Genomic DNA, 24432 nt, shown 5'->3' on the forward strand with positions numbered 1-24432 from the left:
CGCCCGCTTTCAATCATGTAAATCGCCGTATCTACTCTGCAGACGAAGATCCACCATCAACGATTGCCTGCTCGGACTCAGGAATCCCATCGGCACCCGTGCTCTGTTCTTGCTCCACCTCTTCGCTGATTGCGGAGGCGGGGGTCGAGCCCTTCGCACCCACGATGTAGGCGGCCCCAAATCCTAACGCAATGGCAATCAAGGTCAAAATCACGTAGACAGGCCAATGGCGCTTAATATACGAAAACACGTTGACTCCTTAGAGCTCCGTCTACGAACGGCGGATAACCTCGGTCACAACCTCGGATACCGTGGCAATGTTCGTCGGGTTGACATTGTGGGGCAGGTCGTCCTCGGTACGAGCGCAAGCCAGGCGCGTGCCGTCCACGCCGGCGATGGTGAGGGCTCGGCGGCTCGCCTCGAGCGCGGCATAGGCATCGGTCTTGGCATAGGGCATCTCGAGCGCGCCACAATCGACATGGAACGACTTGCAGACCTTGCTGACCAGGTTCATGATGCGGCGATCGCCCTTGAGCAGTTGTTGTTCGCCCTCGACCGTCACAACCGAAAGCCTACCGGCGCCGACGGATTCAAGATTGATGAAGAATACGCCGCGGAGCTTATCGCGATGCGAAGCCAAGAAGGCCTTCATGCCGGCGCCATCACAATCCGAGGCGCCCGTTGCCACAAACCAGATATCGTGACCGAGCAGCTCATCATCGCCCATAGAGGCGACAGCCGAGAGCATATCTTCGGAAGAAGCGCCATCGGAAGACGTAGCGCCACCCTTCCAGCCATCGTTATCGTCCTCGAAGTTATCCCACGAACCGATACCGCGACCGGACTTCTTGGCATCGTAATCGTCTTCGACGCCCAGCCAGTCACTCATGCTGTCCTGCTCGTTTTTCTTTTTACGACCGAACAGGCCACCCAGGCCGCGCTTACGAGACTTGGGTGCCGCCGGGGCGGGAGCCGAAATGGTCTCGATCGGCTGCGCGCCCGACGCAACGGGCATGGGAGGCGCAACGGGTGCCGATGTGGGTTCGGGACCTTGGGCGGTAGCAAAGGGGTCGTTGACCTGGGCAGAGGGATCGGGAAGGTCGAACAGCGACGTGCGAGACGCAACGTTTGCCTGCTTCATAGACGGCAGCGACGGATCGGGGACCGAAGCCAGCGGAGACGAGGAGGGTGCAGGCGACGGTGCCGACGCCGGATCGGGAACATTCATCTGCGGACGCGGCGATGCTTGGGAGGAAATCTGGGCCATAAGGGAATCGACCGTTTCGTCCTGGGTGGGAGCGACATTGGCAACCGTGGCACCGGAACCACTCGGGGTCGGCATGGTGAAAATCTGCGTGGAGTAAGGTCTCGACTCATCCGTTTCGAGAGTCTCGGAAACCACAGACACTTCCTCCTGCTCGGCCTCGGTCGAATCATCTTGCTCGGCTGCCGCGTATTGCTCTTCGTCAGAGTTGGCCTCGACGGACTCGTCCTCGGCGGCATCTTGGATTTCGGCAGCATCAATAGGCTCGTCATCGTCTGCCGCGTCGCCCTGTTCATCGGAAACAGGAAGGGGCTCGGCAATCGCGGTGCCTTGCTTTTCAAACGTTATCGTGGAATCGAACTGCGCGGCATCAAACGACATGGTGCTATCGACGTGCTGCTGGGCCTCGAAAGACGTCGTCGCCTCAACAACATCCGCGGACGCCGGTTGCTGGGACTCAAAGGACGTTGTAGCTTCGGCGGCGTCGACGGGCGCGGACTGCATAGCCTCGTTCTGCTCGAACTCTTGCGCCGCGTGCTCACGTGCCGCCTCGGCTGCCTGCTGCTGAGCGATAGCCTCCTGCTCGGCAGCCTCGCGTGCGGCAGCGCGCTTCTCCTCGAAATCGTCGACAAATTTCTTGCCCTTTGCAAGCGCACCCTTAAAGAAGTTGGAAGCGCTGGCGCCAATCGACGAGAACGCGGATGCAATGTCGGCATGGGGCGTTGCCGCGGGAATCTCGGCCGAGAAATCAGTATCGCTCTCGTAAGACACGCGCCTCGGCTGTTCAACGTAATCGTCGTCAGACTCGTCCGCAACGTCTTGCGCCGGCGCGGCGGGAGCCAAAACGTCCAGTCCTGCCGCGGGATCGATCGCGGACACTGCCTCGGGCTCGGCAACGGCAGCGGCAACCGCGGCAGACTCATCATCCACGGTGACAGCGGGCGCAGGTGCAGTCACGACGGGGGCAGGCTCGGGCTCAAACGTCGGCTCCTCGCCCTCCTCGTAATCGAGCGTGCAGGACTCGGGAAGCATTCCGAGCGCACGGATGGCATCCGAACCAAAGCGGATGTTGCCGGCGGCATTGCGATAGAGCTTGGGCTCGGGCTCGGCCGCGACAGGCTCCTCCACCGGCTCGGCAGCGGAAACCTCGTCATTGAACTCTTCAGCCTGGACAGCCTGATCCTGATCCTCGGGCACGATGGCGCCAATCAGCGTCTCGTCGGCAGACGCACCCTCAAAGCCCTCGATCTGCTCGTCGAAAGCCTCACCCTGTTCGGGCTCGGTCTGAGTGTCGGGAGCAATCGGCTGACCGAACTCGTCCTCGGCGTAGGTAGGCTCTTCGTACTCGATGGTGTTGCCGTAGTCGTTTTGCTGCTGGGCCGCGGCATACTCCGCCGCTGCACGCGCCATTTCCTCGGCACGACGCTTTTGCTCCCCAAAATAGGTATCGAACGGAACATCGTCGGGAAACTCGTTTTCGCCCTGGAAGGGAGCAACGTTGTCCATAACGCCGAGCATAGCGGCGACAGAAGACTTGTTGCACACCGCGCCGGACGTATAGGGAAGAATGTGGCGGTTAGAGATGATGTTTGCCGCGTTGGCAAGTGCAACGAGGGAAGCGAGGATCGCGACAATCCACAGCAGAACCTTGAGCGCGCCGGGGAGCGGCAGGATACGCAGGATGGCAACGGCAGCAGGGGCAACCGTGGCAACAGGCAGCAGCTTGGCGATGAGCGCACGATACGAAGCATAGGGCTCGCGGGCGAGCAGCTCAGCACGGGGAGAGTCGTAGTGTGCGACAACGACCACCGGGCGGTTACGCGGGGACGCGAGCGGGCCCGAGGCCTTGTGATAGGCGATGACATTTTGGCTCACGCTTGTCTTGCCCAGGCGCGAAACCACGGGGTGCCCTGTGCGCTCGAGCACGTAAAGAACGGCGCCGACAATGGCCAGCAAGGTGCCGACCAAGCCGATACCGCCGCCGATGCCCATCAGCAGGGCACCGGCAAACGCAAGAATACCGGTAACGGCAAATGCCAACCTACTGGGCGCCGGGGCATTGAACTCCTGAACCTCGGGATCAAAGCCGTGGTTGCGGAAGATCTGAGCGATATCCTCGGCAGCCAAGCGCTCTTCTTCGCTGCACGCCGGCGTAATGCCGGTGTTCTGCAGCAGGTGGTTAATATAGTTCTGGGTGTTCGCCATGTGCGCTCCACATCCATAATCCGACAAATAGGCCCAATGCATGCACATTAGAACCGTATATAGTCGAAAGTATACCCCGAGCGAGCGCAAACGACCGAATTCGGGCCATCTTAACGCCCCGAGCGGACAAGGATATAGCCTAATCTCCATATCGGACTAAAATCATGGCAGCAAACCACCTTCTCATGCGAGGACCCTATGACGGCAAGCGACACGACCGAGACAATTAAAAAGGGGAATTCGGAGCCCAGTTTCGATAAAACGGCTCAGCGCATCCTCAATCTTTTCTTTGTGCTCAATAGCTCCCCCGAACCGCTGACGACCGAGCAGATCGTCTTGGATTCTGACCTGGGATATGGCTCGGGCAATATCGACTCGGATAAGCGCAAGTTTCGACGCGATCGTGACAAGCTGCTCGAACGCGGCATCTTAATCAAGGAGGTTCGCCCCACCGGCGCGCAGGAGACCGAGGAAAGCTCGTGGACAATCGACCGCGAGCACACGTTTGCGGCAGGCGGCCTCATTACCGCAGACGACGCCGATATCCTGCTCAACGCCATCGACCAGACACTAGCGGCCGGCTCATCCACTTTTGCCGCACCGCTTGCCGATATTCGCTCCAAGATTGCCTATCTCACCGGCAGGACGACGGTAGACGAGGCGCCGATCAGCCGCTCTCCCACCGTCGATGCGGTTTGGAGCGCCTTTGCCGAGCGATGCGCGCTGCGATTTTTATATCAGAACGGACGCGGCGAGCAGAGAGAACGTACCGTCTGCGTCTACGGCATGTTCGAGCGCGAGGGCGTGGCTTACTTCTGCGGCCTCGACAACGTCACCGACGACATCAGGACATTCCGCTGCGACCGCATCGTACGCGCTTGGCGTCCTTCGAAGGCCTACGTCATCCCCGCGGACTTCAACCTCAGCGACTACCTGTTCTTTGAATTCGATTTTGCCGACCGACCGCCCGTTGCAGCCACGTTCTCATTCGCCCCTCAGACGCAGATCGATATGATCAACGGTCTCACGCGTGGGCGAGGTGAGCTCGTACACACCGATGTGGGATGGACCTGGACCGTTGACGTGCGCGATCTTGAAGCCGGCGCCTCATTTTGCATGGCCCACGCCATGGACGGCATGAGGCCCGTGGCCCCCAAATCGCTCAAACAGGCGTGGAACCACCTCATTGAAAGGACGGTGCACGAGCATGCCCGTGCGTAAACTCACCAGCGAGCAGAGGCTCTCGCGCGCCATCGACATCATGGAGGCCCTCTACGCCGCCGGCGAGAGCGGCATGACACGAACCGAGATTTGCAGTCGATTTGACATCACGGGGGTGTCGCTCGACGAGATTCTCGAGATCGTCTCGACGCTCGCGGACCGAGAATCGGGCGCGCGCATCATCTGCAAATGCCGCGGCGAGCGTGTGGTCCTCACCGGTGACGCCGGTCGTATGCTACCGCTGCGCCTGAGTGCCGCCGAGGGCGCTGTGCTCAACCACGAACTTGAATCGTTGGGGATCGATCCCCAGGCGGCAGCTCGGATTCGACATGCCCTTCTACCCGAAGAGCTTGGCTATAACCAGCGCGTCTTTGACACCGTCAACCACGGGTCGCACTGGCAGCAGCTGAGCTGTGCCATTCAGGACGGCGTTCGCTGCCGCATCTCGTATCGCTCGATGGACGATGCACGGCCACGCGATCGTCTGGTCGACCCCTTGCGCATTACGGCAAACGGCGACCAAACATACCTGATTGCCTGGGACATCGCGGTCGATGAGCAGCGCACCTATCGCATGGATAAAATCGAGGGACTCGCCTTGACGGAAGACTCCGTCGTGCCTCACGCACCGGACGTCGCATCCCTCCACGATTCCCTTGCCCGGACGCAGCGCAGCGCAAAGCTCCTGATGCCATTCGATATGGCGGAACATCTGGACTGGGCCGGCATCACCCTAATCGAGCGCAGCGGGGCAGACACGGCAACGTTAACCGTGCATTACGGCTCCGAGCGTTGGCTGCTGAGCCAGATAATCGCAGCGGGCGGAGCCATCCGCATCTTGGATGACCCCACCCTGTCAGAGCGTCTGTGCGATATGGCAAAATCCCTCGCCTGTCCGCTTTAGCGGCACCGCTCGTGGCGTGCGCGCCACAGCTGTAGATAGTGCCCGATTTGTGCCGACTCGATGCGCTGATAGGAACTCGTGGGCAGCGACGTTAAGAATTTCTTGCCGTAGCCCTTCGTCACCAGGCGCGGGTCGGCCAAGATGAGTACGCCACAATCGGTCGATGAGCGAATGAGGCGACCGGCTGCCTGCTTGACCTCGAGCACGGCCTCGGGCAGCGAATAGCGCGCCCAAGCGCGGTCTTCGCGCAGATTGCGCTCGCATGAGAGCGGGTCTGTGGGGCTCGAGAACGGCAGCTTGGGGATGATGACGCAGCGCAGCGTCTCGCCGCTGGCATCAAACCCTTCCCAAAAGGCCTTAAGTGCAAAGAGCGACGAGGTCGGTTCGTTGATAAAGCGATCGCGCAAACGACGAGGAGACGAGTTGCGCTGCTGGCAGTTGAGTTCCAGACCCGCACGAGCCATCTTGGGCTCGACGCGAGCGTACAGCTCCTCCATGTCACGCCTGTTGGTGAACAGCGTAAGCACCGAGCCGCCCATGGCAAGATGAGCGTCGACCAGCACACGCTCGAGCGCCGAAAGATAGCCTTCACGGTCGCGCGGATCGGGGATATCGCCCGCAACGACTACAGCCATATTCGAATCGAAGTCGTAGCTCGAATCCAAGTGCAGCGACGATGATGTCGAGGCACCGATGCGATCGAGGCCGACGGCGTGGTTAAAGTGCTCAAAGCTCTTGGAAACCGTCATGGTCGCCGATGCAAAGATAGCCGTGTGGACCTCGGGCAGCCACTCGGTTGCCAAGGCCTCGCCAATGTCGATGCGCTCTGCGGTCATTGATTCTCCGCCGGCACGCAACCTGCGATTGACCTGCAGCGAATACACGTAGTGTTCATCGGTGCCCTCAATGATGAGTTTGAGGTTCTCGGCCAGCTCGTGCAGGCGGCGCGAGATATCACCCAGGTCGACAACAACCTCGGGCTTGTCGGCGGCGACGGCTTGCACCAGCGCGTCGACGCTCTTGTCAGCCTGTTCCAATGCGTCGATGGCAGTGTAGGCCGACGGTAAGAAATCATGCCAGTCGTCAGATTCGCGCAACTCGGGGCCAATCCATAGATTGGCATTATCATAACCCCCACGGGCACGGCGGCCGAGCTCGCGAACGCCATCGAACACGTCGGCGATTGCCATGCTCGCGCGTGCAACTGTCGACGTCGCCTTGGCAGTAAGGCCCAGATAGAGCGTAGAGCCCTCGGAGGTTGCCAAATCACGGGAAACCTGGCTTAGCGCGCCGGTGCTCGAGCCACCCAGGCGCTCAAACAGAACGCGTGATTCGTCCGCCGACACCACGCGCGCCCACTGACGGCGCGCCTCGCGCTCGATGGAATGGGCCTCGTCGATTACCCAATGACGAATCGGAGGCAAAATCCTGCCCTCGGCCGCAACATTGCGGAACAGCAGGGAATGGTTGGTGACCACCACATCGGCGTGCGCCGCACGACGGCGAGCGCCGTGGACCAAACATTTATCAGGGAAAAACGGACAGAGGCGACGAGCACACTCGCGCGAGGCCGTCGTAAAGTCGGGGCGGTTGACGCTGCGCCACCGAATGCCAAGCGAGTCGAGGTCGCCATCGGCTGATTGGCAGACGTACGCCATAATGACCGCGACCGCCGTGAGCGTGTCCGCCGGATCGCGCTTGGTGGTAATCTCGACCTGGCCGCGGCTCATGCGCTCAAGCTTGCGCAGGCACGGATAGTGGTCATACCCCTTGAGAGCGCAAAATGACAGACCACCGTCCAGTTGCTCGGCAAGTTTTGGCAGCTCATGGTACATGAGCTGGTCGGCAAGATTATTCGATTTGGTCGCAATACCAACCGTGATGTTGTTACGGCGCGCTGCCTCGGCAAAAGGCACCAGATAGGCCATCGATTTGCCGACGCCTGTGCCCGCCTCAATTACACGATGAGTGCCCGTGACCAGCGCATCGCGGACCTCGAGCGCCATCGCGATCTGCTCATCGCGCGGCTCGTACGTGGGGTACATACGATTAACCAGGCCGCCCGGGGCATAGTCCGCCTCGATTTCCTCGCGGCTCGGCATCCTAAGGACCGGTAGCTCGTCCGCATCAACGCGATCATCGGCCCGATCGGCCTTGAGTACGTCGGCGCGGGCGGCACTGAGAGAGAAGATGGAACCGGGGTTCTGCCCCGCCAAGAAGGAGAAGATGGGACGATAGGACCAGGGTACGTCGGGATGCATGTCGGCCAAGCGCGCCATTAAGCCCTGGGGCAAGTCGGTGAGCGCCACGAGCAACACGCGCCATACGCCACACAGGGCGTCGACATCGGCGTTGGCGCGGTGCGACACCGAGTCGCAGCCAAACAGGTCGGCCATGAAAGAGAGCTTATGCGAGGCCAGGCGCGGAAGCGCGATGCGCGACAGCGCCAGCGAATCGATCCAGATGTCGCTGACGTTGACACCGCCCTTGACCGACTCGATAAACGAACGGTCGAAGGTGGCGTTATGCGCAATCACCGGGCAGCCGCCGACAAAATCGGCGAGAGCGGCCACGGCCTCGACGGCCGACGGGGCATCTGCCACATCGGCGTTTGTAATGCTCGTGAGCTCGGTAATCTCGGCGGGAATCAGCTGTTTGGGATGCACGAAGGTATCGAAGCGGTCGACGACCTCGCGGCCCGAAAGACGGGCCGCCGAGATCTCGATCAGCTCATTGTCCTGCACCGAAAGACCTGTGGTCTCGGTATCGAGGACGATCACATCTTCCTCGATAAGGCCGAAGGACTGCGTTTTGGCGCGTTCGGCAAGCGTGGCATAGGAGTCGATGACAAACTGCGGCGTTCCTGACGAAACCGCGTCCTCGATTAGCATGCAATGCCCGCTCGACGAAGGCCCATACGGATCAGGCTGTCACAGACCTGCGGGAACGTCATGTCGTCGGTGTGGCGTATCTCGTCCGGATACAGCGACGTATCGGTCATGCCGGGAATGGTATTGGTCTCGAGGATAACGGGGCCGTCCTCACTCACGATAAAGTCGCTGCGCGAGATACCCAGGCAACCGAGGGCCTTGTGAGCAGCACAGGCAAGCTCCTGGGCACGAGCGTAATTCTCGGGTGAAATCTGCGCCGGAATGCGATGGATGTCCGTAGGGTCGACATACTTCACGTCCAGATCGTAGAACTCGCAGTCCCCGGGCTTACGAATCTCGACAATCGGCAGAGCGCGCACGTCATCTTCGCCGTATACGCCGACGGTGATCTCGGTACCCTCGATGCACTTCTCGACCAGCACTTTGTCGCCGTACTCAAACGCCTTGGCGATTGCCGCGGGCAGCTCGGAGGGCTCATGGACCAGGGAAATGCCATAGCTGGAACCGTTGACGGCCGGCTTCACAAAGCAGCGCTCGCCACAAACCTCGACGATATGATCGATATCGACTTCATCGCCCACCTCGAGCGCAAGGCCGGGGGCAATGGGAATGCCCGCCTTGGCGTATAGGAGCTTAGAGACCTCCTTGTCGGCACCGCAGGCGCTGGCAAGTACGCCCGAGGCCGTGTAGGGGATACCCAGGGTCTCCATGGCACCCTGCATGGCGCCATCCTCACCGCCGGCGCCGTGCATGGCGATAAATGCCACATCGAATCCGCCGGTCGCCATGGTTACCATAAAGTCATCAGCGGCCGTGTCAAGCAGCTCCACCGAGGTGTAGCCGGCTTCCTTCAGTGCCACCACAACGTTCTTTCCCGAATCGAGCGAGATCTCGCGCTCGGCGGAATGACCGCCCGCCAAGACCGCTACGTGCATGTTCTCTAGGCTTTTACCCGGCATGGGCAGACTCCTCCTCTATAATTTCTGCAGCTGATACCATATTGTAGCGATACCCTCTACGTTTCCCCAAAATCGAAAGGCTTCCATGAATCCCAGGACTAAATCTCAGGACATTCGCGACTTGAGCCAAAACGATATTCGCGAGCTCGTGGCCGAGCTTGGCCAGCCCGCCTTCCGCGCGAAGCAGCTCATCGAATGGGTCTTTGAGAAGAACGTTTGTTCGTTTAACGATATGACAAACCTTCCTAAGGCTTTCCGCGAGCAGCTTAAAGAGGCTTTTGCCTTTGACACGCCGACTGAACTAACCAAGCAGGTTTCCAAAGATGGCTCGCGCAAGTATCTGCTCGAGTACCACGACGGCGTTTCCGTCGAGACTGTCGGCATGCCCCGTCGTAACAAGCTTTCCGTCTGCGTTTCCACCCAAGCTGGCTGTGGCATGGGCTGCGCCTTTTGCGCTACCGGTCTCAACGGCCTCAAGCGCTCTCTGACCGCTCAAGAGATCGTCGACCAGGTACTTCATGTATCCAACGACTTTGGCGAGCGCGCCACGAGCGTCGTCTTCATGGGCCAGGGCGAACCATTTGCCAACTACGACGAGGTTCTCAAGGCGCTGCGAATCCTCAACGACCCCGATGGCATTGGTATCGGTGCTCGTCACCTCACCGTCTCTACCAGTGGCGTTATTCCCGGTATTCGCAAATTTGCCGACATCCCCGAGCAGTTCACGCTTGCTGTTTCACTGCATTCCGCCATCCAGTCGACGCGCAATAAGCTTATGCCCGGTGTTAAGAAGTACACGTTGCTTCGCCTTCACGAGGCGCTTCAGCTCTACACCGAGAAGACTGGCCGCCGCCCGACCTATGAGTATGCCATGATCGAAGGCGTCAACGATACGAATCCCGAGATGCAGGCGCTCTGCGACTTCTGCGAGGGAACGCTGTGCCACGTTAACCTGATTCAGCTTAACGACATCGAGGGCAGCCCGCTCAAGCCGTCGCCGATTCATAAGGTTGAGGATCTTCAGCGTCGTCTTGAGTCCCGTGGCATCGAGACCACGATTCGTAACTCCCGTGGTAACGATATTGACGCCGCTTGCGGACAGCTGAAGCAGCGCTTCAAAGTTCAGAAGAACGCATAGGGGAGTCGCACCCCAAAACGTTTCATGTGAAACATCGAACGGCCCCGGTTACAGGAGATGCAACCGGGGCCGTTTTATTTATTGACCTTAATTTTGAATCAGCTGCTACCTGTCCCATTTTTTACGGCCAAAATAAGGGGTCCTTGCCTCGTGAATCAGACAAGGACCCCTCAAAATATGCTAAGTAATTGTTAGGTACCTAATAGCCTACATTTTCCCATTGGTTACTAACCCAACCTTGATTAATCTTGGGATTCTTCGTTACCTGAGCCGTACGCATGGCAACATCTTCTGTCATAACATCCATTTTCTTCTTGGATGTATCGACAATATCTTGCGCACTACGAAGCAAACGACCTCGAAGTTCATCGTCTGTCGCGATCTTATAGCCAGCAAAGGCACCAGCCGCGACAGTCGTCGCCAATGCAATCGCAGTTATAATCCTATTCCTCATCTTGGCCTCCTTGATCAAACTGAATCATTTCGCCAAGAATACGAGAGAGCTCTTCCTCGTCTTTAAACTCAATCTCAATCTTATTCTTTCCACGCGAGCTCTTAACACGCACGTTGGTATTAAAAACCTGACGAAGCACGCGGGCAGCCTTTTTAAAAGACTGAGGCGTTGCAGGCCTCGGCGTCTTAGGTGTCTCTCCGGCAGAAAACAACGGAGCAAGATTTTCTGTCGCTCTTACGGAAAGGCCCTCTGCAACAACCTTCTCTGCAAGTCGAATTCGAGCGTCCTCATAGGGAACTGCAAGAATCGCACGTGCATGACCAGCAGTAAGTTTGCCCTCAAAAATCATCTGTTGAACAACTTCAGGGAGATCGAGAAGGCGCAGCGAGTTTGTAATTGCAGAGCGTGACTTGCTGACTGCCTTCGACAATGCCTCCTGGGTCATACCGCTGGCATCGATAAGCTGGCGATAGCCCTTAGCCTCTTCGACGGGATTCAGATCAGAACGCTGAAGGTTTTCGATCAGAGCAAGAGCCAGCATCTCTTCATCATTAACATCTTTAATGATGACAGGCAGCTCCTCAAGACCAGCAAGCTTTGACGCTTGGTAACGACGCTCACCAGCGATGATCTCATAGCCGTTTCCATGCTTGCGAACCAAAAGCGGCTGCAAGACGCCATGTTCTTGGATTGATTCGCTCAACTCACGAAGTTCAGTTTCGTTAAAGTGAATTCGCGGCTGATTAGGGTTGGGAACGATATCCTCAATAGGTAGTTTTGTTTCAGATGCGGCATTCGAAGCCGATGCAGCCGAACCACCGGTCTCATACTCGGCCTCTGAGACCAAAGCATTGAGTCCACGTCCCAATCCGCCACGTTTCTTTACACTAGGCACGCTTGATCACCTCTTTTGCAAGGTTCATATATGCTTTTGCACCCTTATTTTGAGGTGCATAGGTAATTACCGGTTCCCCAAAAGACGGAGCTTCGGAGATTTTAACCGTACGGGGGATCAACGTCTTAAATGCCTTATCACCAAAGTACGATTGAACCTCCTCAACAACCTGATTCGATAGAGAAGTACGCGAGTCATACATGGTCATAAGCACACCGTAGGTGTCTAAGCCCTTGTTCAGACGAGATTTGACCATCTTCATTGACTCAAGCAGTTTCGTAACGCCCTCGAGTGCGTAATACTCGCACTGGATCGGAATCAAAACGCTGTCTGCTGCGGTCAAAGCGTTGATAGTAAGCAGGCCGAGCGAAGGAGGGCAGTCAATGAAAATAAAATCGAACTCGTCCTGAATCGGCTCAAGCAAATCTTTGAGGCGGGTTTCACGAGCAATTGCGCTTACGAGTTCAATTTCCGCGCCTGCAAGCTGAATTGTAGCCGGAATTACGAATACCTTTTTGCAATTTGTATCAAGAACAAGCGATTCTGCCGGCACATCATTCAACAATGCATCATAGATGCAGTGATCAAGGTCTTCTTTTTCAATTCCGAATCCACTGGTGCTGTTTCCCTGCGGATCAAAATCGACAATCAGTGTCTTACGACCCTGCTCACCCAGTGCTGCTGCAAGGTTTACAGCCGTCGTTGACTTACCGACGCCGCCTTTTTGATTGATGATTGCAATGATACGCGTGTCTTTTGCGCTCTTAGAACGCTTAACGTCGCGAAATCCCACGGTCCCTCCTGGTGTGTATTAAAGCTGTCAAACGGAGGATGTTTCACGTGAAACATTCCGAATCGATAGCAACTGCTATGTTTCACGTGAAACACTGCAAGCTGTTAGTATCCATTATGTTTCACGTGAAACATCTAGGCAAGCGGATTCTTCTTTGCCATGCCATTTGCACGAGGCAATGAAACGGATGCTGAATGACTCTTCTTAAGAACAATGAACTCCCTGTGACCCAAGCCTTCAGGCAAATCAATTGCGTCATTCAGAAGCAAAGTGAAGCCGCAAATCTTAGCTGCTGACATGCCGGAAGCAAGCTCCTCATCCGAAGGATTGCCCTTGGTGATAACAAATAGCCCTCCATCCTTCAGGTACGGAGCCGCATACTCAACAAGAATCGGTAGAGGGGCCAGTGCGCGGGCGGTTACAACGGAGAACTGCTTCTTATGGCTTCGAGCATATTCTTCAAGACGATCATGAACCGCATGAGCATGTTTCAATCCAAGAGCATGGACAAAGGAATTAACCGCATCAACCTTCTTGCCAACAGAGTCAATATAAGTAGCTTTACGAAGCGTGGTTATGGTTAATGGAATACCAGGGAAGCCCGCACCTGTTCCCATATCGAGCAAAGCTCCCTCAGGAGCCTTATTGATATAGGGGAGCAAAACAAGTGAGTCGAGGATATGAAGTACGGCAGCATCTTCTACGTTAAGAATACGGGTGAGATTGGTTGTCTTATTTGTTTCTAGAACCAAATCCAAATGCTGGATACATTTCCTCAGCTCAATATCAGTTACGCTCAAGGAATATTCTTTGCAATAGGAAGTTAGGCGACTCAACATCTCGTCAGCCTGCTGATCGGTAAGTACAAACAACAGAAGCTCCTTTCTGACAAAAATCAGCGTATCGAGAACTTTTGACAAAAAAAGGGGACGTGGAAACCACGTCCCCCTAGCATAAGCTCGAGTAGATTATCGAGCAACAATCACCACATGGCGATCAGGGTCAGAACCCTCAGAATGAGTATCGACTGCATCGTTGCCACGAAGTGCAATGTGAACCAGTCGGCGCTCGTAGGCATTCATGGGCGGAAGCGAAACACTCTTATGAGTGCGGATGGCACGCTCGGCAGCAGACTGAGCCATGGAGGCGACCTTATCCTGACGGCGACTCTTGTATCCCTCGACGTCCACTACAACCGGATACCTAAAGCCAAGCTTGCGGCTCACCAGCAAAGAGAACATAACCTGAAGAGCATCAAGAGTGCGACCATGACGGCCAATGAGAACAGCAAGGTCGGGAGCCGTTACATCCAAAATCAGCTCACCCTCGTCGCCCTCATACTCATCGATAGGAGAGTTGGCGGCATCGAAGTGCGAAAGGATGGAACGCAGGATGGAAATCGCAACATCGGCAATGGTGTCGAGCTCCTCATCGGTCAGCTCTTCACCAGCCTTGTAGCGCTGTGCAATCTCGGGATAATCGCCCGCGACCTGCGGGGCAACCTCCTCAAGCATATCCTCGATGATCTCTTCAGACATAACGTACTCCAAAAGTTAGGTACCTAAATAAGATTGATATCCCACTACTTCTTCTTGTGCGGGCGCGGCTTCTTCTCGCGACGAGTGACCTCAACCTGCAGCGGAGCGTTCTTAAGACGCTCCTCCTCATCGGCCTTCGCCTTGTCGATGACCTTCTGCGTCACAAAAATCTGCTGGATAACCTGCCAAGCAGACGAGACGTCGTAGTACAGCAGAACACCAACGGGAAGGCTCCAGCCCATCCAAAGCATCATGACCGTCATGACAACGGCCATCATACGCATGCTCTGAGCCTGCTGGCCGGTCTGGTTGCGCGACATATAGAGCTGCGGAATCAGGGTCAGGACGGCAAACAGGATCAGGCAAACCAGCGCAGGCAGTGCAACCATAAAGCCTTCGGCAAAGGAAGCGCTCGGCGTGGTGGTCAGGTCGGGCAGGATGTTGAAGAACGAGAACGTGCCGTCGTTAAAGTACTGCGGCAGGTTGCGTAGCAATGTAAACAGGGCGAACAGGATAGGCATCTGAATCAGCAGCGGCAGACAGCCAGCCATGGGGTTGAACTTGTTCTCGCTGTAGAACTTCTGCATCTCCTCGGCCTGACGCTGGGGATCGTCGGCATAGCGCTCCTGGATCTCGAGCATCTTGGGCTGCAGCACCTGCATGCGAGCCGTCGACTTGGTCGACTTGAGCATAAGCGGCGTCAGCAGCAGACGGATGATGACCACCAGGATGATGATGGACAGGCCCCAGTCGACCGCAAAGGTCTGGATGAGCTTGAGCAGCTCGAAAAGGATGTTAACGATCCAATCCCACATGTAAGTTTTCCTCCGATAGCGAGTGCCCGCTAGGGCACAGGGTCATAACCGCCGACGTGCAGGGGATTGCAACGAGCGATGCGCCTCACGGCAAGCCAGCAGCCTCTCAAAACACCGTGCTTCTCAATCGCCTGGATGGCGTATTGCGAGCACGTTGGGTAATAAATGCAGGCGTCAGGCAATAAGGGCGAAATAACCTGTTGATATATGCGAATAGGAGCGATGGCAACACGTCGCAAAACGTGATTGCTCATCGCTCCTCCCCGGCAACGCCGGCGCGCTTCATAAGCGAACGCAACGCCTTGTCCATCTCCTGCGGCGAGGAAACCCTCGTCTTGGGAGTTGCAAACAAGATGATGTCATAACCCGCAACGGGAAATCCGCAGCTGCGGGCGGCCTCACGCATCACACGCTTAGATCGGTTGCGCACGACGGCACAACCGAGTCGCTTAGCACCAACGAAGGCGACCCTTCCGGAGTCGCCTTCGCCAACCGATTCACATATGGTCATTCGAATCAGAGGGTGATTGAAACGACGCCCCTGACTGAACACATGCTCGAAATCTTGCCGAGACTTAATAGTCTTCATGCGAGATGTGTGTATCGCTGCTAGACAGTGAGACGCTTGCGGCCCTTGGCGCGACGACGGGCGAGCACGGCACGACCACCCTTAGTGGCCATACGGGCACGGAAGCCATGGGTCTTGGCACGCTTACGCTTATTAGGCTGATACGTACGCTTCATCTTAAGTTCCTCCTGCTGCATTTCGAGTGTCCGCGGGGACGCGGACGCAGATATAGACACGTGAGCTTGAAGATTGTAGGGAAATCAATGTTCAAATGTCAAGAAATCAAAGGTAAAAGGTTGCGCAGTTCACACGGTTCCCCCATAAGCACAACCGAAATTTGCGCCTCATGGCAACCTTTCACGATATTTCATCGAGTTTTCAACAGGTCATGTTGGCAATGTTGAGAACTTTTCACCCGTTTTCCAAAGTTTTCAACAAGTTTTGAAAAGTTGTCGAAAGATGAGAAACGTTGCACGGTGAGCTACTATTTGTTCGAAACCTTTTGAAAGATTGCGAGCGGCATGTCTGACGACTTTTACACCATGGTCGATTCCGGAGACCCGGCACCCGACAACGAGCACATCACCGGCGTGCGCGAAGAGCGTGCGGAAGGCGAGCAGACGACCACGCAGGCGCCAAAAGCCATGTACGCCGCGCGCATCGCCGTCTATGACGACATGCTGTCGACACCGCGGGTGATCGTCATTGATCCGCAAGATGTCCGCACGTATTTGGAAGAGACGACCAACACCGTCTACCAGTGCATGAAAGAACAAGGTGGCCATATCTCGCTCATGGTCATCCGCGAGATTGTCGAAAACTTTATCCACGCACACTTTGCCGAGCCCATCATCTCGATTCTGGACGGCGGAGACACCATCCGCTTTGCTGACCAAGGACCCGGCATCGACGACAAGGAACGTGCTTTCGACTTTGGCGTTACCAGCGCAAACAGCAAGATGAAGCGCTATATCCGTGGAACCGGAGCAGGGTTTCCCATGGTGCAGGAGTATTTGGAAAACGCCGGCGGTGCCGTATCCATCGAGGACAACATGGGCAACGGCACCGTGGTTACGGTAAGCCTGAACCCTAAACGCGTGCAGGAAATCGAGCGTGCCGGCGGACGCGGCGCTGCCGTGCGGCCCGAGACGGAGCAGCCCACATATCCCCTGCCGGGAGCTTTTGCGCAGCAGCCCGTGGCAACGCAGCAGATGCAGCCCCCCGTGGGACAGATGCAGCAGCCCGGAATGCTTCCCACACAAGAACCCCAGGCGGCATCTATGTCGATGCCGCCAAACATGCCAGAGGCCATGCCGCTGGCTGATCAGGATGCAGCAGCAATGCAGCAGGCGACGGGGGCGCCGGGTGGCCAGCAAATGGGCTATCAGCCGTACCAACAGGGATATCCATATCAGCAGATGCCGCCACTGGGGTATGGCCAGCAGTTCCCGCAGCAGTACCAGCAGGGATATCAGCAGCCGTACCAGCAGATGCCGCAGCAGCAGTACAACCCCTGGGCCCAGCAGACGCCTCCGCAGCCTTACCAACAGTGGCCTCAAAGTTTTCAACAGCAAATGCCGCCGACGCAGAGTTCTCAACAACCAGCAGCTCAAATGATGTATCCTAATGCAGTAAATCAGTATGCACAGCCACAACCGGACGTGTTCGTAAGCGATCGCGGCAACGCCGCGCTGGGCTATCTGGCGCAAAATCAAGCGTGCGGCGCAACCGATCTTGCGAGGGCGTTTGGAAACTCGGCCCCCACTTGGTCACGCACGCTCAATGACTTGGCGCAGGCCGGCTTGGTCATCAAGCATGGCCAGAAATACCATCTGACCGAACTCGGCGCCGCTCGCGTACGAGCTCAGAGCTAAAGAACGGGAGAGACAGTGGACGAGGAAGCAAGCATCATCCTGGGGGATGCCATCGCCTTTTGCCAGCGCGACGGCCAAGATGCACGCCTCATCAACATGCTGGGGCAATCGCGCGCCATAAGCCTGACCGAAGATACGCTCACGATCGAGGCCCCCTCGCGCTTTGCCATCGCGCAGCTCAAAAAGCATCAGCCGACTATTGAGGCCTATCTGGAAGAAATCGCCTTTGCACCGATTGCTCTCGACATCGTGGCACCGCAAGGCGCCGCGACGGAATCCGCTGCCGCCACGGCGCCCGCCACGGCTCCCGCTGCTTCCCCGGCGGTGCCGGCCTCCGCAGGCGATGTGCCGACAATCGAGCACCAGCACAGCGATGTTTCCCGTGAAACAATGGCACCGTTGACGAGCGCGGCGGCGACGTCAACGAACGCACCCGTCACGCACATGCCCATCGCTCACGACGCAGCGGCGGGCGCGGATTCGGGCATTGCAATCAAGAACACGCTCTCGGCCGACGATTTTCGTCGCATGATGAACCAGATGAAGGGCGGAGCGCCGACTAAATCCACGCAAGCTGCGGCCCCCGCTTCACCCATGCCAGCACCGACCGTGCCGGCCGAGCAGAATACGGATGGAGCCCCGCTCGCCGCGAACTCAAAATTTACCTTTGAGAACTTTGTCTACGGCCCCGAGAACAGCCATGCCTATCGCTCGGCACTCAAGTTTGCCGCCCTCGCGGACGAGCGCGGCACATGCACATCCCTGTTCATCTATGGCAAATCGGGGCTGGGCAAGACCCATCTGCTGCTCGCCATCAAAAACGAGCTCGCCGAGAAGTCGCCCGAGATCAAGGTCAAGTATGCCAACTCCCAGGCATATCTGGACGACCTGATGACCGAGTTCGACCGTCAAAAGAAGAGCAACGCCCCCATCATGCAGGCGTACCACGGCGTGGACGTGCTCATCATCGATGACATCCAAAACATCATCGGCAAGCGCGCGAGTGTGGACTACTTTTTCCAGCTCATGGACGAGTTCATCCGCAACAACAAGAAGGTCGTCATCGCGGCAGACCGCGCCCCCAAGGACCTGAGCATGGACGAGCGTCTGACCAGCCGCTTCAACGCCGGAATGCTCTGCCTGGTCGCAGAGCCCAGCTACGAGATGAAATACAAGATCTTGCAGCGCTATTACGAGAACACCATCGTCGCCGCTCCCGAGGCGGGCGACGACTCACTGCTGGCGGCCTATGGGGGCGACGGCGGGCACCTGACCGACGAGCACTTTAAACACATGGCCGAGGTCTCGGGCACCAACATCCGCGAACTCGAGAGCTTTTGCGAGCGCTGCGCCGGCGAGGCGGGCGACCGCGAGCGCGAGGGCGGAGAGCTCACCTTTGACGATATCGACGCCATCGCCAGCCAGTACTTCGACACATCGGCCAAAAAGATCAACGTCCAGACGGTTCAGTCCGTCATCGAAGAGCAGTACGGCGTGACACACGAGGAGCTCATCGGCCCGCGTCGCAACGCCAATATCGCCAAAGCACGCCATATCGCTATCTACCTGGCCATCGAGATGTGCGAAATGACGACCACGGCGGTGGGCGCCGAATTTGGCAACCGCAACCACTCGACCGTCAGCACGAGCTACAAAAAGGTCCAGAAGATGATCCAGGAAGACCGCACCGTCACCGAAGACCTCAAGTCGCTGCGCGATAAAATTACACTGCGCTCGTAGGGAAATAGAGACACCTGTTGAAAACTTGTCGAAACCACGGGCATAAGGTGTCTAAAACCCAACCCGCGGTGATGAAAAGTTTTGCGCAGATTTTGAACGTGGAAAACCACCCCTGTTGCACACAGGTTGCTGTCGATTCTCTTTCTGGGTCTGACCTGCGTCTTTGGGAATAATCAACAGTTTCGTCAGTGCTATTACTATTATTAAGATATTTATATCTATAGAAAGGTATTAAAAGATGAAGTTCACCGTCAGCCAGAGCTCGCTCACACAAGCCATCGGCGTCGTTATGAAGGGTGTCGCTTCGGCATCCACCCTTCCCATCCTGTCGGGCGTGCTCGTCAAGGCGCAAGACGGCATCTTGGAATTCCAGACCTCTAACTACACCATCTCGATCCGTCATCGCATCGCGGCGCATGTCGAAGAAGAGGGCGAGATGGTTATCCCCTGTAAGATGCTCTCCAATATCACCAAGACCCTCCCCGATGCCCCGGTCACCTTTGAGCTGTCCGAGCGCCAGGTGCTGATTGGTTGCGAGAAGAGCTCGTTCCGCCTGAACACGCTTGATGCTAATGACTTCCCCGAGTTTCCGGCCTATGCCATCGAGAGTGCCGTGGAGCTGCCGACCGATATCTTGTCCGAGATGGTCGGCCGCGTGTGGCGCGTCACCTCGACCGACAAGGCCCGCCCCATCCTGGGCGGCGTGCACATGAAGGTCGAGAACAACACCGTTCGCCTGGTGGCGACCGATTCCTTCCGTTTGGCCGTGTGCGATACGCAGGTCGAGACCTCGACCCTCGAGGGTTCCTTTGAACTCAACGTTCCGGCTGACGCCTTTAACGACGCGCTGAACATCATGGCCAGCCAGGCGACCATCATGATCGGGGCTACCGACACCCAAGTCGTCTTCGAGGCCGGCAACACCACCTACGTGTCGCGTCGTATCGAGGGCGTGTACCCCAACTACAAGCAGCTCATCCCCGATTCGTGCGTGACGAGCGTCAAGATCGACGTCGCCGCCCTTAACGCCGCCCTCAAGCGCGTGGCTGTTATCGCGAGCGCCAACCCCGCCGTCAAGTTCGAGATCGATGTCGAGAACGGGCAGATGGGCCTGTCCTCCATCTCCAATGACCAGGACCTTGCGCAGGAGACGATCGATGTCGAGGTCGAGGGCGAGTCGGGCACCATCGCCTTCAACTACCACTACATCTTCGGCTGCCTCAATGCCCTATCCAAGGAGAAGGAGATCACGCTGGAGCTCAAGAGCTACTCGCAGGCGGGCATCTTCAAGTCCTACGACAAGATCAACTACCTGTACCTGGTCATGCCGGTCCGCATCTAGCGTTGCGCCATGACCATGTTCGCCCGCGATCTTTCCGTCGCGCACTACCGCAGCTTCGATAGCTATCGCCTTGCCCTGGACGAGGGCGTGACGATACTTGCAGGACCCAACGCGGCGGGAAAGACCAATCTCATAGAGGCGCTGCAGCTGCTGACGAGCGGCGCCTCGTTTAGGCATCCGACCGCAGCCGAGCTCGTTCATGACGGCGTGGGCTCGTGCAGGGTCGAGCTGAGGCTCGAGGGCGACGGCCGCGTGCTTGATATGGGATTGAGCGCGGAGGACGGTAAGCGCTCGTTTAGCCGCAACGGCAAGAGATGCTCTGCCGCCGGTGTGCGCGGGGTTCTGCCGAGCGTGCTGTTTTGCCCCGACCATCTGGACATGGTTAAGCGGGGCGCCAGTGTGCGCCGCGCCGCCCTCGATGACTTTGGCATGCAACTGAGCGCACGCTATGCCGATCTTGCGAGCGCCTATGGGCGCTGCGTGACCCAGCGCAACGCCTTGCTCAAGGAGACCTGGTGCTGCCGTGAGATGCTCGGCGCGTGGAACGATTCGATTGCCCGCGCGGGCGCGGCTCTGCTCGTGCACCGGTTGGCCCTGCTCGACCGGCTGGCGGGCCATGTGCGTACTGCCTACGGGCAAGTGGCGTCCGGTGAAGCCGCCAACGTGTCCTATGCGTCCACGCTGGGGGATTTGCCCCAGGTCGAGGATCGCGAAGAGCTGAAGGGCTGGGCGTACGAGCGCATGCTGGCCGCCCTTGATGAGCACGCCGGCGAGGAAATTCGCCGCGGCGTGACGTTGGTGGGGCCGCATCGCGACGAGATTGAATTTACCGTGGCGGGTCGCTCCGCCCGTTCATTTGCCAGCCAAGGACAGCAGCGAACGTTGGTACTGTCCTGGAAGGTGGCCGAGGTGGCCGTGGCTCGCGATGTTCTGGGTACTGCTCCGCTGTTGCTTCTGGACGACGTGATGAGCGAGCTCGACGGCGAGCGTCGCGGCGCTTTCCTGCGGCTGATCGGCGATGATATCCAGACGGTCATAACCACGACCAACCTGGGGTACTTTACCGATGACCTGCTTGATCGAGCCAAGGTGGTGAGCATGGGTGAGACGTGCTAATTACGAGCGCGAGAGCGAAACGGTCGCCTTCAGTGGCTTTTTGAACGCAGAGCGCCAGCGCATCCTGGCGGCTGCGACCCCTGAGCGCCGTGCGCAGATGGAGGCCGCCGAGGAGTCGCGCGCGGTCTATCGCGCGTGGAACGCGGTGTGCTCGGGCACGCGCGAGGGGCGGCATGTGACGGGCCTGCGCTACCTGCCCGAGTCCAATGAGCTGCTGGTATATCTCGACTCGCCCTCGTGGACGCAGGAAATGACGTTGTTGCGCGAGATCATCCGCGCGCGCATGGAGCGCGCCGGTGCGCATGTGGACGGCCTGGTGTTCAAAACCACCGCGCCCGGTCACATGCCGCCCGCCGCCAAGGAGCGCCTTCGCCCAGCGACGACCGAGCGCCCGCCGGCCCCACACGCCGACCTAAGTGAGGCCGAGTGCACCGAGATTGAGCGCCAAGTGGCGCCCATCGAAGACCAAAAACTGCGCGAGGCCCTCGAGAACGCCATGAGAGCCAGTGCCGAGTGGGCCAAGGGCGTGCAAAGCAAAAAAGAGCCTTAAATCGCATCTGGTGGCCTTGTAGAGCCAAATACCCTCGTTCCCGAGGGTATTTTTTTACGATAAACTAGTAAGGCTGTACACATTTTCTTGACTGAAGGAGGACGTGTGGCAAACGAAAACGATTACGATGGCGGCGAGATTAAGATTCTCGAAGGTCTCGAGGCCGTTCGTAAGCGCCCGGGCATGTATATCGGCTCGACGAGCGCCAGCGGTCTGCATCACCTGGTGTGGGAGATCGTTGACAACTCTGTCGACGAGGCCATGGCCGGTTTCTGCACCGAGATCCAGGTGACGGTCCACGCCGACAACTCCATCACGGTCGTCGACAACGGGCGCGGCATCCCCGTCGACGAGCACCCTGTTAAAAAGATCCCGACGCTCGAGGTCGTCATGACGATCTTGCACGCCGGCGGTAAGTTCGATAACTCGGCCTATAAGGTCTCGGGCGGCCTGCACGGCGTGGGCATCTCCGTCGTCAACGCACTGTCCAAGCGTGTGGTCGTTCAGGTTCGTCGCGATGGCAACACCTACGAGATGGAGTTCTCGCGCGGCAAGACCGTCAAGAAGATGGAGGTCGTGGGCACCTCGGATTCGACGGGCACCACCGTCACCTTCTGGCCCGACGACGAGATCTTCGAGACCTGCATCTACGATTTCGATACGCTGCATAACCGTCTGCAGGAGACGGCGTTCCTCAATAAGAACCTCAAAATCGTGCTGACCGACGAGCGCGAAGCGACTCCCCACGTGGAGGAGTTTTGCTACGAGGGCGGCATCATCGACTTCGTCAAGTTCCTCAACGAGGGCAAGGACGTCCCCGAGGCCTTTAAGGAGCCCATCTACATCGAGGGCAAATCGGACCCGGACGCGCCTGTGGCCAAGATGGGCGAGGTCGAGGTTTCCCTGCAGTGGAATAGCGGCTACGGCGAGAACGTCATGTCGTTTGCCAACGACATCTACACCCCCGAAGGCGGCATGCACCTTGAGGGCTTCCGTACCGCGCTCACCCGCGTGATCAACGATTACGCGCGCAAGCAGAACCTGCTCAAGGAAAAAGACGCCAACCTGACCGGCGACGATGTGCGCGAGGGCCTTTCGGCCGTTATCTCGGTCAAGCTGCCCGATCCGCAGTTTGAGGGCCAGACCAAGGCAAAGCTCGGCAGCTCCTATATGCGAGCGCTCACGCTCAAGATTGTGACCGACGGCCTCGCCGATTACTTGGAGGAGCATCCCAAGCCCGCTCGCGAGATCGTCAAGAAGGCGCAGCAGGCCTGCAAGGCGCGCAATGCCGCCCGCAAGGCGCGCGAGGCGACCCGCCGCAAGAGCCTGCTCGAGACGGCGTCCCTGCCCGGTAAGCTCGCTGACTGCTCGGTGCGCGATGCCGAGCTGACCGAGCTCTTCATCGTAGAGGGCGACTCGGCAGGCGGTTCGGCCAAGGACGGCCGTCGCCGAGACATCCAGGCGATTCTGCCCCTGCGCGGCAAGATTTTGAACGTCGAACGCGTTGGTGACCATCGAGCGTTCTCGAGTGACACCATCCAGTCGCTGATTACCGCGATCGGCTGCGGCGTCACGACGAGTGCCGGCGACGGCGGCGACTTCGATATCACCAAGGCGCGCTACCACAAGATCATCATCATGACCGATGCAGACGTCGACGGTGCGCATATCCGCATCCTGCTGCTGACGTTCTTCTACAAGTACATGCGTCCGCTGATCGATGCCGGCTACGTCTATGTTGCCTGCCCGCCCATCTTTGGCATTAAGGTGCGCAACAAGATCCACTACGTGTATCCCAACGGCCGCCAGCCCGAAGACGAGATCCTGCGCGACACCATCCAGAGTCTGGGCCTGAACCCCGACGATAACGACGAGGACGGCAAGGCCAAGGACGGCAAGATCACCAAAAAGCGCAAGGGCTATACCGTCCAGCGCTACAAGGGCCTGGGCGAGATGGACCCCAAGCAGCTTGCCTCGACGACGATGGACCCCAAGACCCGCATCCTGCAGCGTGTGTCGATCGAGGACGCCGTGGTGGCGGACCGCGCCGTGCGCGAGCTGATGGGTTCCGAGGTCGGCTATCGCCGCGAGTACATCGAGAAGCACGCGCATGACGCACGCTTCCTAGACGCCTAGCTTTCCCAGGCACCCCATCTTGCCCTTCA

The 24432-nt window shown here is 58.0% G+C and carries 22 protein-coding genes; 9 read left to right on the forward strand and 13 right to left on the reverse strand.

The window, feature by feature from the left end; translation table 11 throughout:
- Window positions 1-31 precede the first annotated feature (31 nt).
- Together DW661_RS06790 and DW661_RS06795 are read right to left on the reverse strand one after the other, a co-directional pair.
- Window positions 32-250, reverse strand: a complete 219-nt coding sequence (locus DW661_RS06790) for a hypothetical protein (protein WP_022094153.1) — start codon at window positions 248-250, stop codon at window positions 32-34.
- Between the two features lie 21 nt (window positions 251-271).
- Window positions 272-3469, reverse strand: coding sequence for a hypothetical protein (locus DW661_RS06795; RefSeq protein WP_117848463.1), 3198 nt, complete (start codon window positions 3467-3469; stop codon window positions 272-274).
- A 198-nt stretch (window positions 3470-3667) separates the two neighbouring features.
- On the opposite strand from DW661_RS06795, the gene DW661_RS06800 reads away from it, so the two are divergent.
- Both DW661_RS06800 and DW661_RS06805 read left to right on the forward strand, forming a co-directional pair.
- Window positions 3668-4690 (forward strand): YafY family protein, encoded by a 1023-nt coding sequence (locus DW661_RS06800; protein ID WP_055287288.1) that lies wholly within the window; start codon window positions 3668-3670, stop codon window positions 4688-4690.
- A complete protein-coding gene (locus DW661_RS06805) occupies window positions 4677-5594 on the forward strand; it encodes a YafY family protein (RefSeq protein WP_118935140.1) in 918 nt (305 codons plus the stop codon). The genes DW661_RS06800 and DW661_RS06805 overlap by 14 nt, the downstream gene beginning before the upstream one ends.
- Here the strand turns inward: DW661_RS06805 and DW661_RS06810 are convergent.
- Together DW661_RS06810 and DW661_RS06815 are read right to left on the reverse strand one after the other, a co-directional pair.
- Window positions 5591-8485 (reverse strand): helicase C-terminal domain-containing protein, encoded by a 2895-nt coding sequence (locus tag DW661_RS06810; protein WP_117848461.1) that lies wholly within the window; start codon window positions 8483-8485, stop codon window positions 5591-5593. The genes DW661_RS06805 and DW661_RS06810 overlap by 4 nt on opposite strands.
- Window positions 8479-9444, reverse strand: a complete 966-nt coding sequence (locus DW661_RS06815) for a D-alanine--D-alanine ligase (protein WP_118935142.1) — start codon at window positions 9442-9444, stop codon at window positions 8479-8481. The genes DW661_RS06810 and DW661_RS06815 overlap by 7 nt, the downstream gene beginning before the upstream one ends.
- Before the next feature lie 85 nt (window positions 9445-9529).
- Here DW661_RS06815 and rlmN point away from each other — a divergent pair, with 85 nt between their 5' ends.
- Window positions 9530-10582, forward strand: coding sequence for a 23S rRNA (adenine(2503)-C(2))-methyltransferase RlmN (gene rlmN / locus DW661_RS06820; protein WP_118935144.1), 1053 nt, complete (start codon window positions 9530-9532; stop codon window positions 10580-10582).
- Between the two features lie 199 nt (window positions 10583-10781).
- Here the strand turns inward: rlmN and DW661_RS06825 are convergent, their stop codons facing one another.
- The 9 genes from DW661_RS06825 to rpmH all read right to left on the reverse strand — a co-directional run bounded on the left by DW661_RS06825 (window position 10782) and on the right by rpmH (window position 15821).
- Window positions 10782-11036 carry a hypothetical protein gene (locus DW661_RS06825; RefSeq protein ID WP_117848459.1) on the reverse strand — a complete coding sequence of 85 codons (255 nt, stop codon included), beginning with the start codon at window positions 11034-11036 and terminating at the stop codon, window positions 10782-10784.
- Entirely contained in the window at window positions 11026-11931 is a 906-nt protein-coding gene (locus DW661_RS06830; RefSeq protein WP_198019880.1) for a ParB/RepB/Spo0J family partition protein, read from the reverse strand. Before DW661_RS06830 ends, DW661_RS06825 begins: the two co-directional genes overlap by 11 nt.
- Window positions 11924-12724, reverse strand: coding sequence for a ParA family protein (locus tag DW661_RS06835; RefSeq protein ID WP_022093800.1), 801 nt, complete (start codon window positions 12722-12724; stop codon window positions 11924-11926). Before DW661_RS06835 ends, DW661_RS06830 begins: the two co-directional genes overlap by 8 nt.
- 134 nt (window positions 12725-12858) lie before the next feature.
- Window positions 12859-13596: a 16S rRNA (guanine(527)-N(7))-methyltransferase RsmG gene (gene rsmG, locus DW661_RS06840; RefSeq protein ID WP_233506192.1), complete on the reverse strand. Its 738-nt coding sequence runs from the start codon at window positions 13594-13596 to the stop codon at window positions 12859-12861.
- 96 nt (window positions 13597-13692) lie between these two features.
- Complete coding sequence (locus tag DW661_RS06845) at window positions 13693-14262, reverse strand: R3H domain-containing nucleic acid-binding protein (RefSeq protein WP_022093802.1); 570 nt, start codon at window positions 14260-14262, stop codon at window positions 13693-13695.
- A 44-nt stretch (window positions 14263-14306) separates the two neighbouring features.
- A complete protein-coding gene (locus DW661_RS06850; RefSeq protein WP_117848457.1) occupies window positions 14307-15077 on the reverse strand; it encodes a YidC/Oxa1 family membrane protein insertase in 771 nt (256 codons plus the stop codon).
- Window positions 15078-15106: 29 nt separating this feature from the next.
- Entirely contained in the window at window positions 15107-15331 is a 225-nt protein-coding gene (yidD, locus tag DW661_RS06855) for a membrane protein insertion efficiency factor YidD (RefSeq protein WP_082222962.1), read from the reverse strand.
- The gene (gene rnpA / locus DW661_RS06860) at window positions 15328-15666 is read right to left on the reverse strand and encodes a ribonuclease P protein component (protein ID WP_006236191.1); all 339 of its coding nucleotides are present in this window, start codon (window positions 15664-15666) and stop codon (window positions 15328-15330) included. Before rnpA ends, yidD begins: the two co-directional genes overlap by 4 nt.
- Before the next feature lie 20 nt (window positions 15667-15686).
- A complete protein-coding gene (gene rpmH / locus DW661_RS06865) occupies window positions 15687-15821 on the reverse strand; it encodes a 50S ribosomal protein L34 (protein WP_019127408.1) in 135 nt (44 codons plus the stop codon).
- Window positions 15822-16166: 345 nt separating this feature from the next.
- On the opposite strand from rpmH, the gene DW661_RS06870 reads away from it, so the two are divergent.
- The 6 genes from DW661_RS06870 (at window position 16167) to gyrB (ending at window position 24403) form a co-directional block, all read left to right on the forward strand.
- Window positions 16167-17519 (forward strand): ATP-binding protein, encoded by a 1353-nt coding sequence (locus DW661_RS06870; protein WP_118080023.1) that lies wholly within the window; start codon window positions 16167-16169, stop codon window positions 17517-17519.
- Between the two features lie 15 nt (window positions 17520-17534).
- Complete coding sequence (locus DW661_RS06875; RefSeq protein ID WP_117848455.1) at window positions 17535-19259, forward strand: DnaA ATPase domain-containing protein; 1725 nt, start codon at window positions 17535-17537, stop codon at window positions 19257-19259.
- A 238-nt stretch (window positions 19260-19497) separates the two neighbouring features.
- Window positions 19498-20601 (forward strand): DNA polymerase III subunit beta, encoded by a 1104-nt coding sequence (gene dnaN, locus DW661_RS06880; protein ID WP_118238243.1) that lies wholly within the window; start codon window positions 19498-19500, stop codon window positions 20599-20601.
- Between the two features lie 9 nt (window positions 20602-20610).
- Window positions 20611-21717 carry a DNA replication/repair protein RecF gene (locus DW661_RS06885; protein ID WP_117848453.1) on the forward strand — a complete coding sequence of 369 codons (1107 nt, stop codon included), beginning with the start codon at window positions 20611-20613 and terminating at the stop codon, window positions 21715-21717.
- The gene (locus tag DW661_RS06890) at window positions 21704-22267 is read left to right on the forward strand and encodes a DciA family protein (RefSeq protein ID WP_118935146.1); all 564 of its coding nucleotides are present in this window, start codon (window positions 21704-21706) and stop codon (window positions 22265-22267) included. Before DW661_RS06885 ends, DW661_RS06890 begins: the two co-directional genes overlap by 14 nt.
- 105 nt (window positions 22268-22372) lie before the next feature.
- A complete protein-coding gene (gene gyrB / locus DW661_RS06895) occupies window positions 22373-24403 on the forward strand; it encodes a DNA topoisomerase (ATP-hydrolyzing) subunit B (RefSeq protein WP_117769723.1) in 2031 nt (676 codons plus the stop codon).
- Window positions 24404-24432: the final 29 nt, after the last annotated feature.

This window comes from Collinsella sp. AM24-1, assembly GCF_003470325.1.
GTDB lineage: Bacteria > Actinomycetota > Coriobacteriia > Coriobacteriales > Coriobacteriaceae > Collinsella.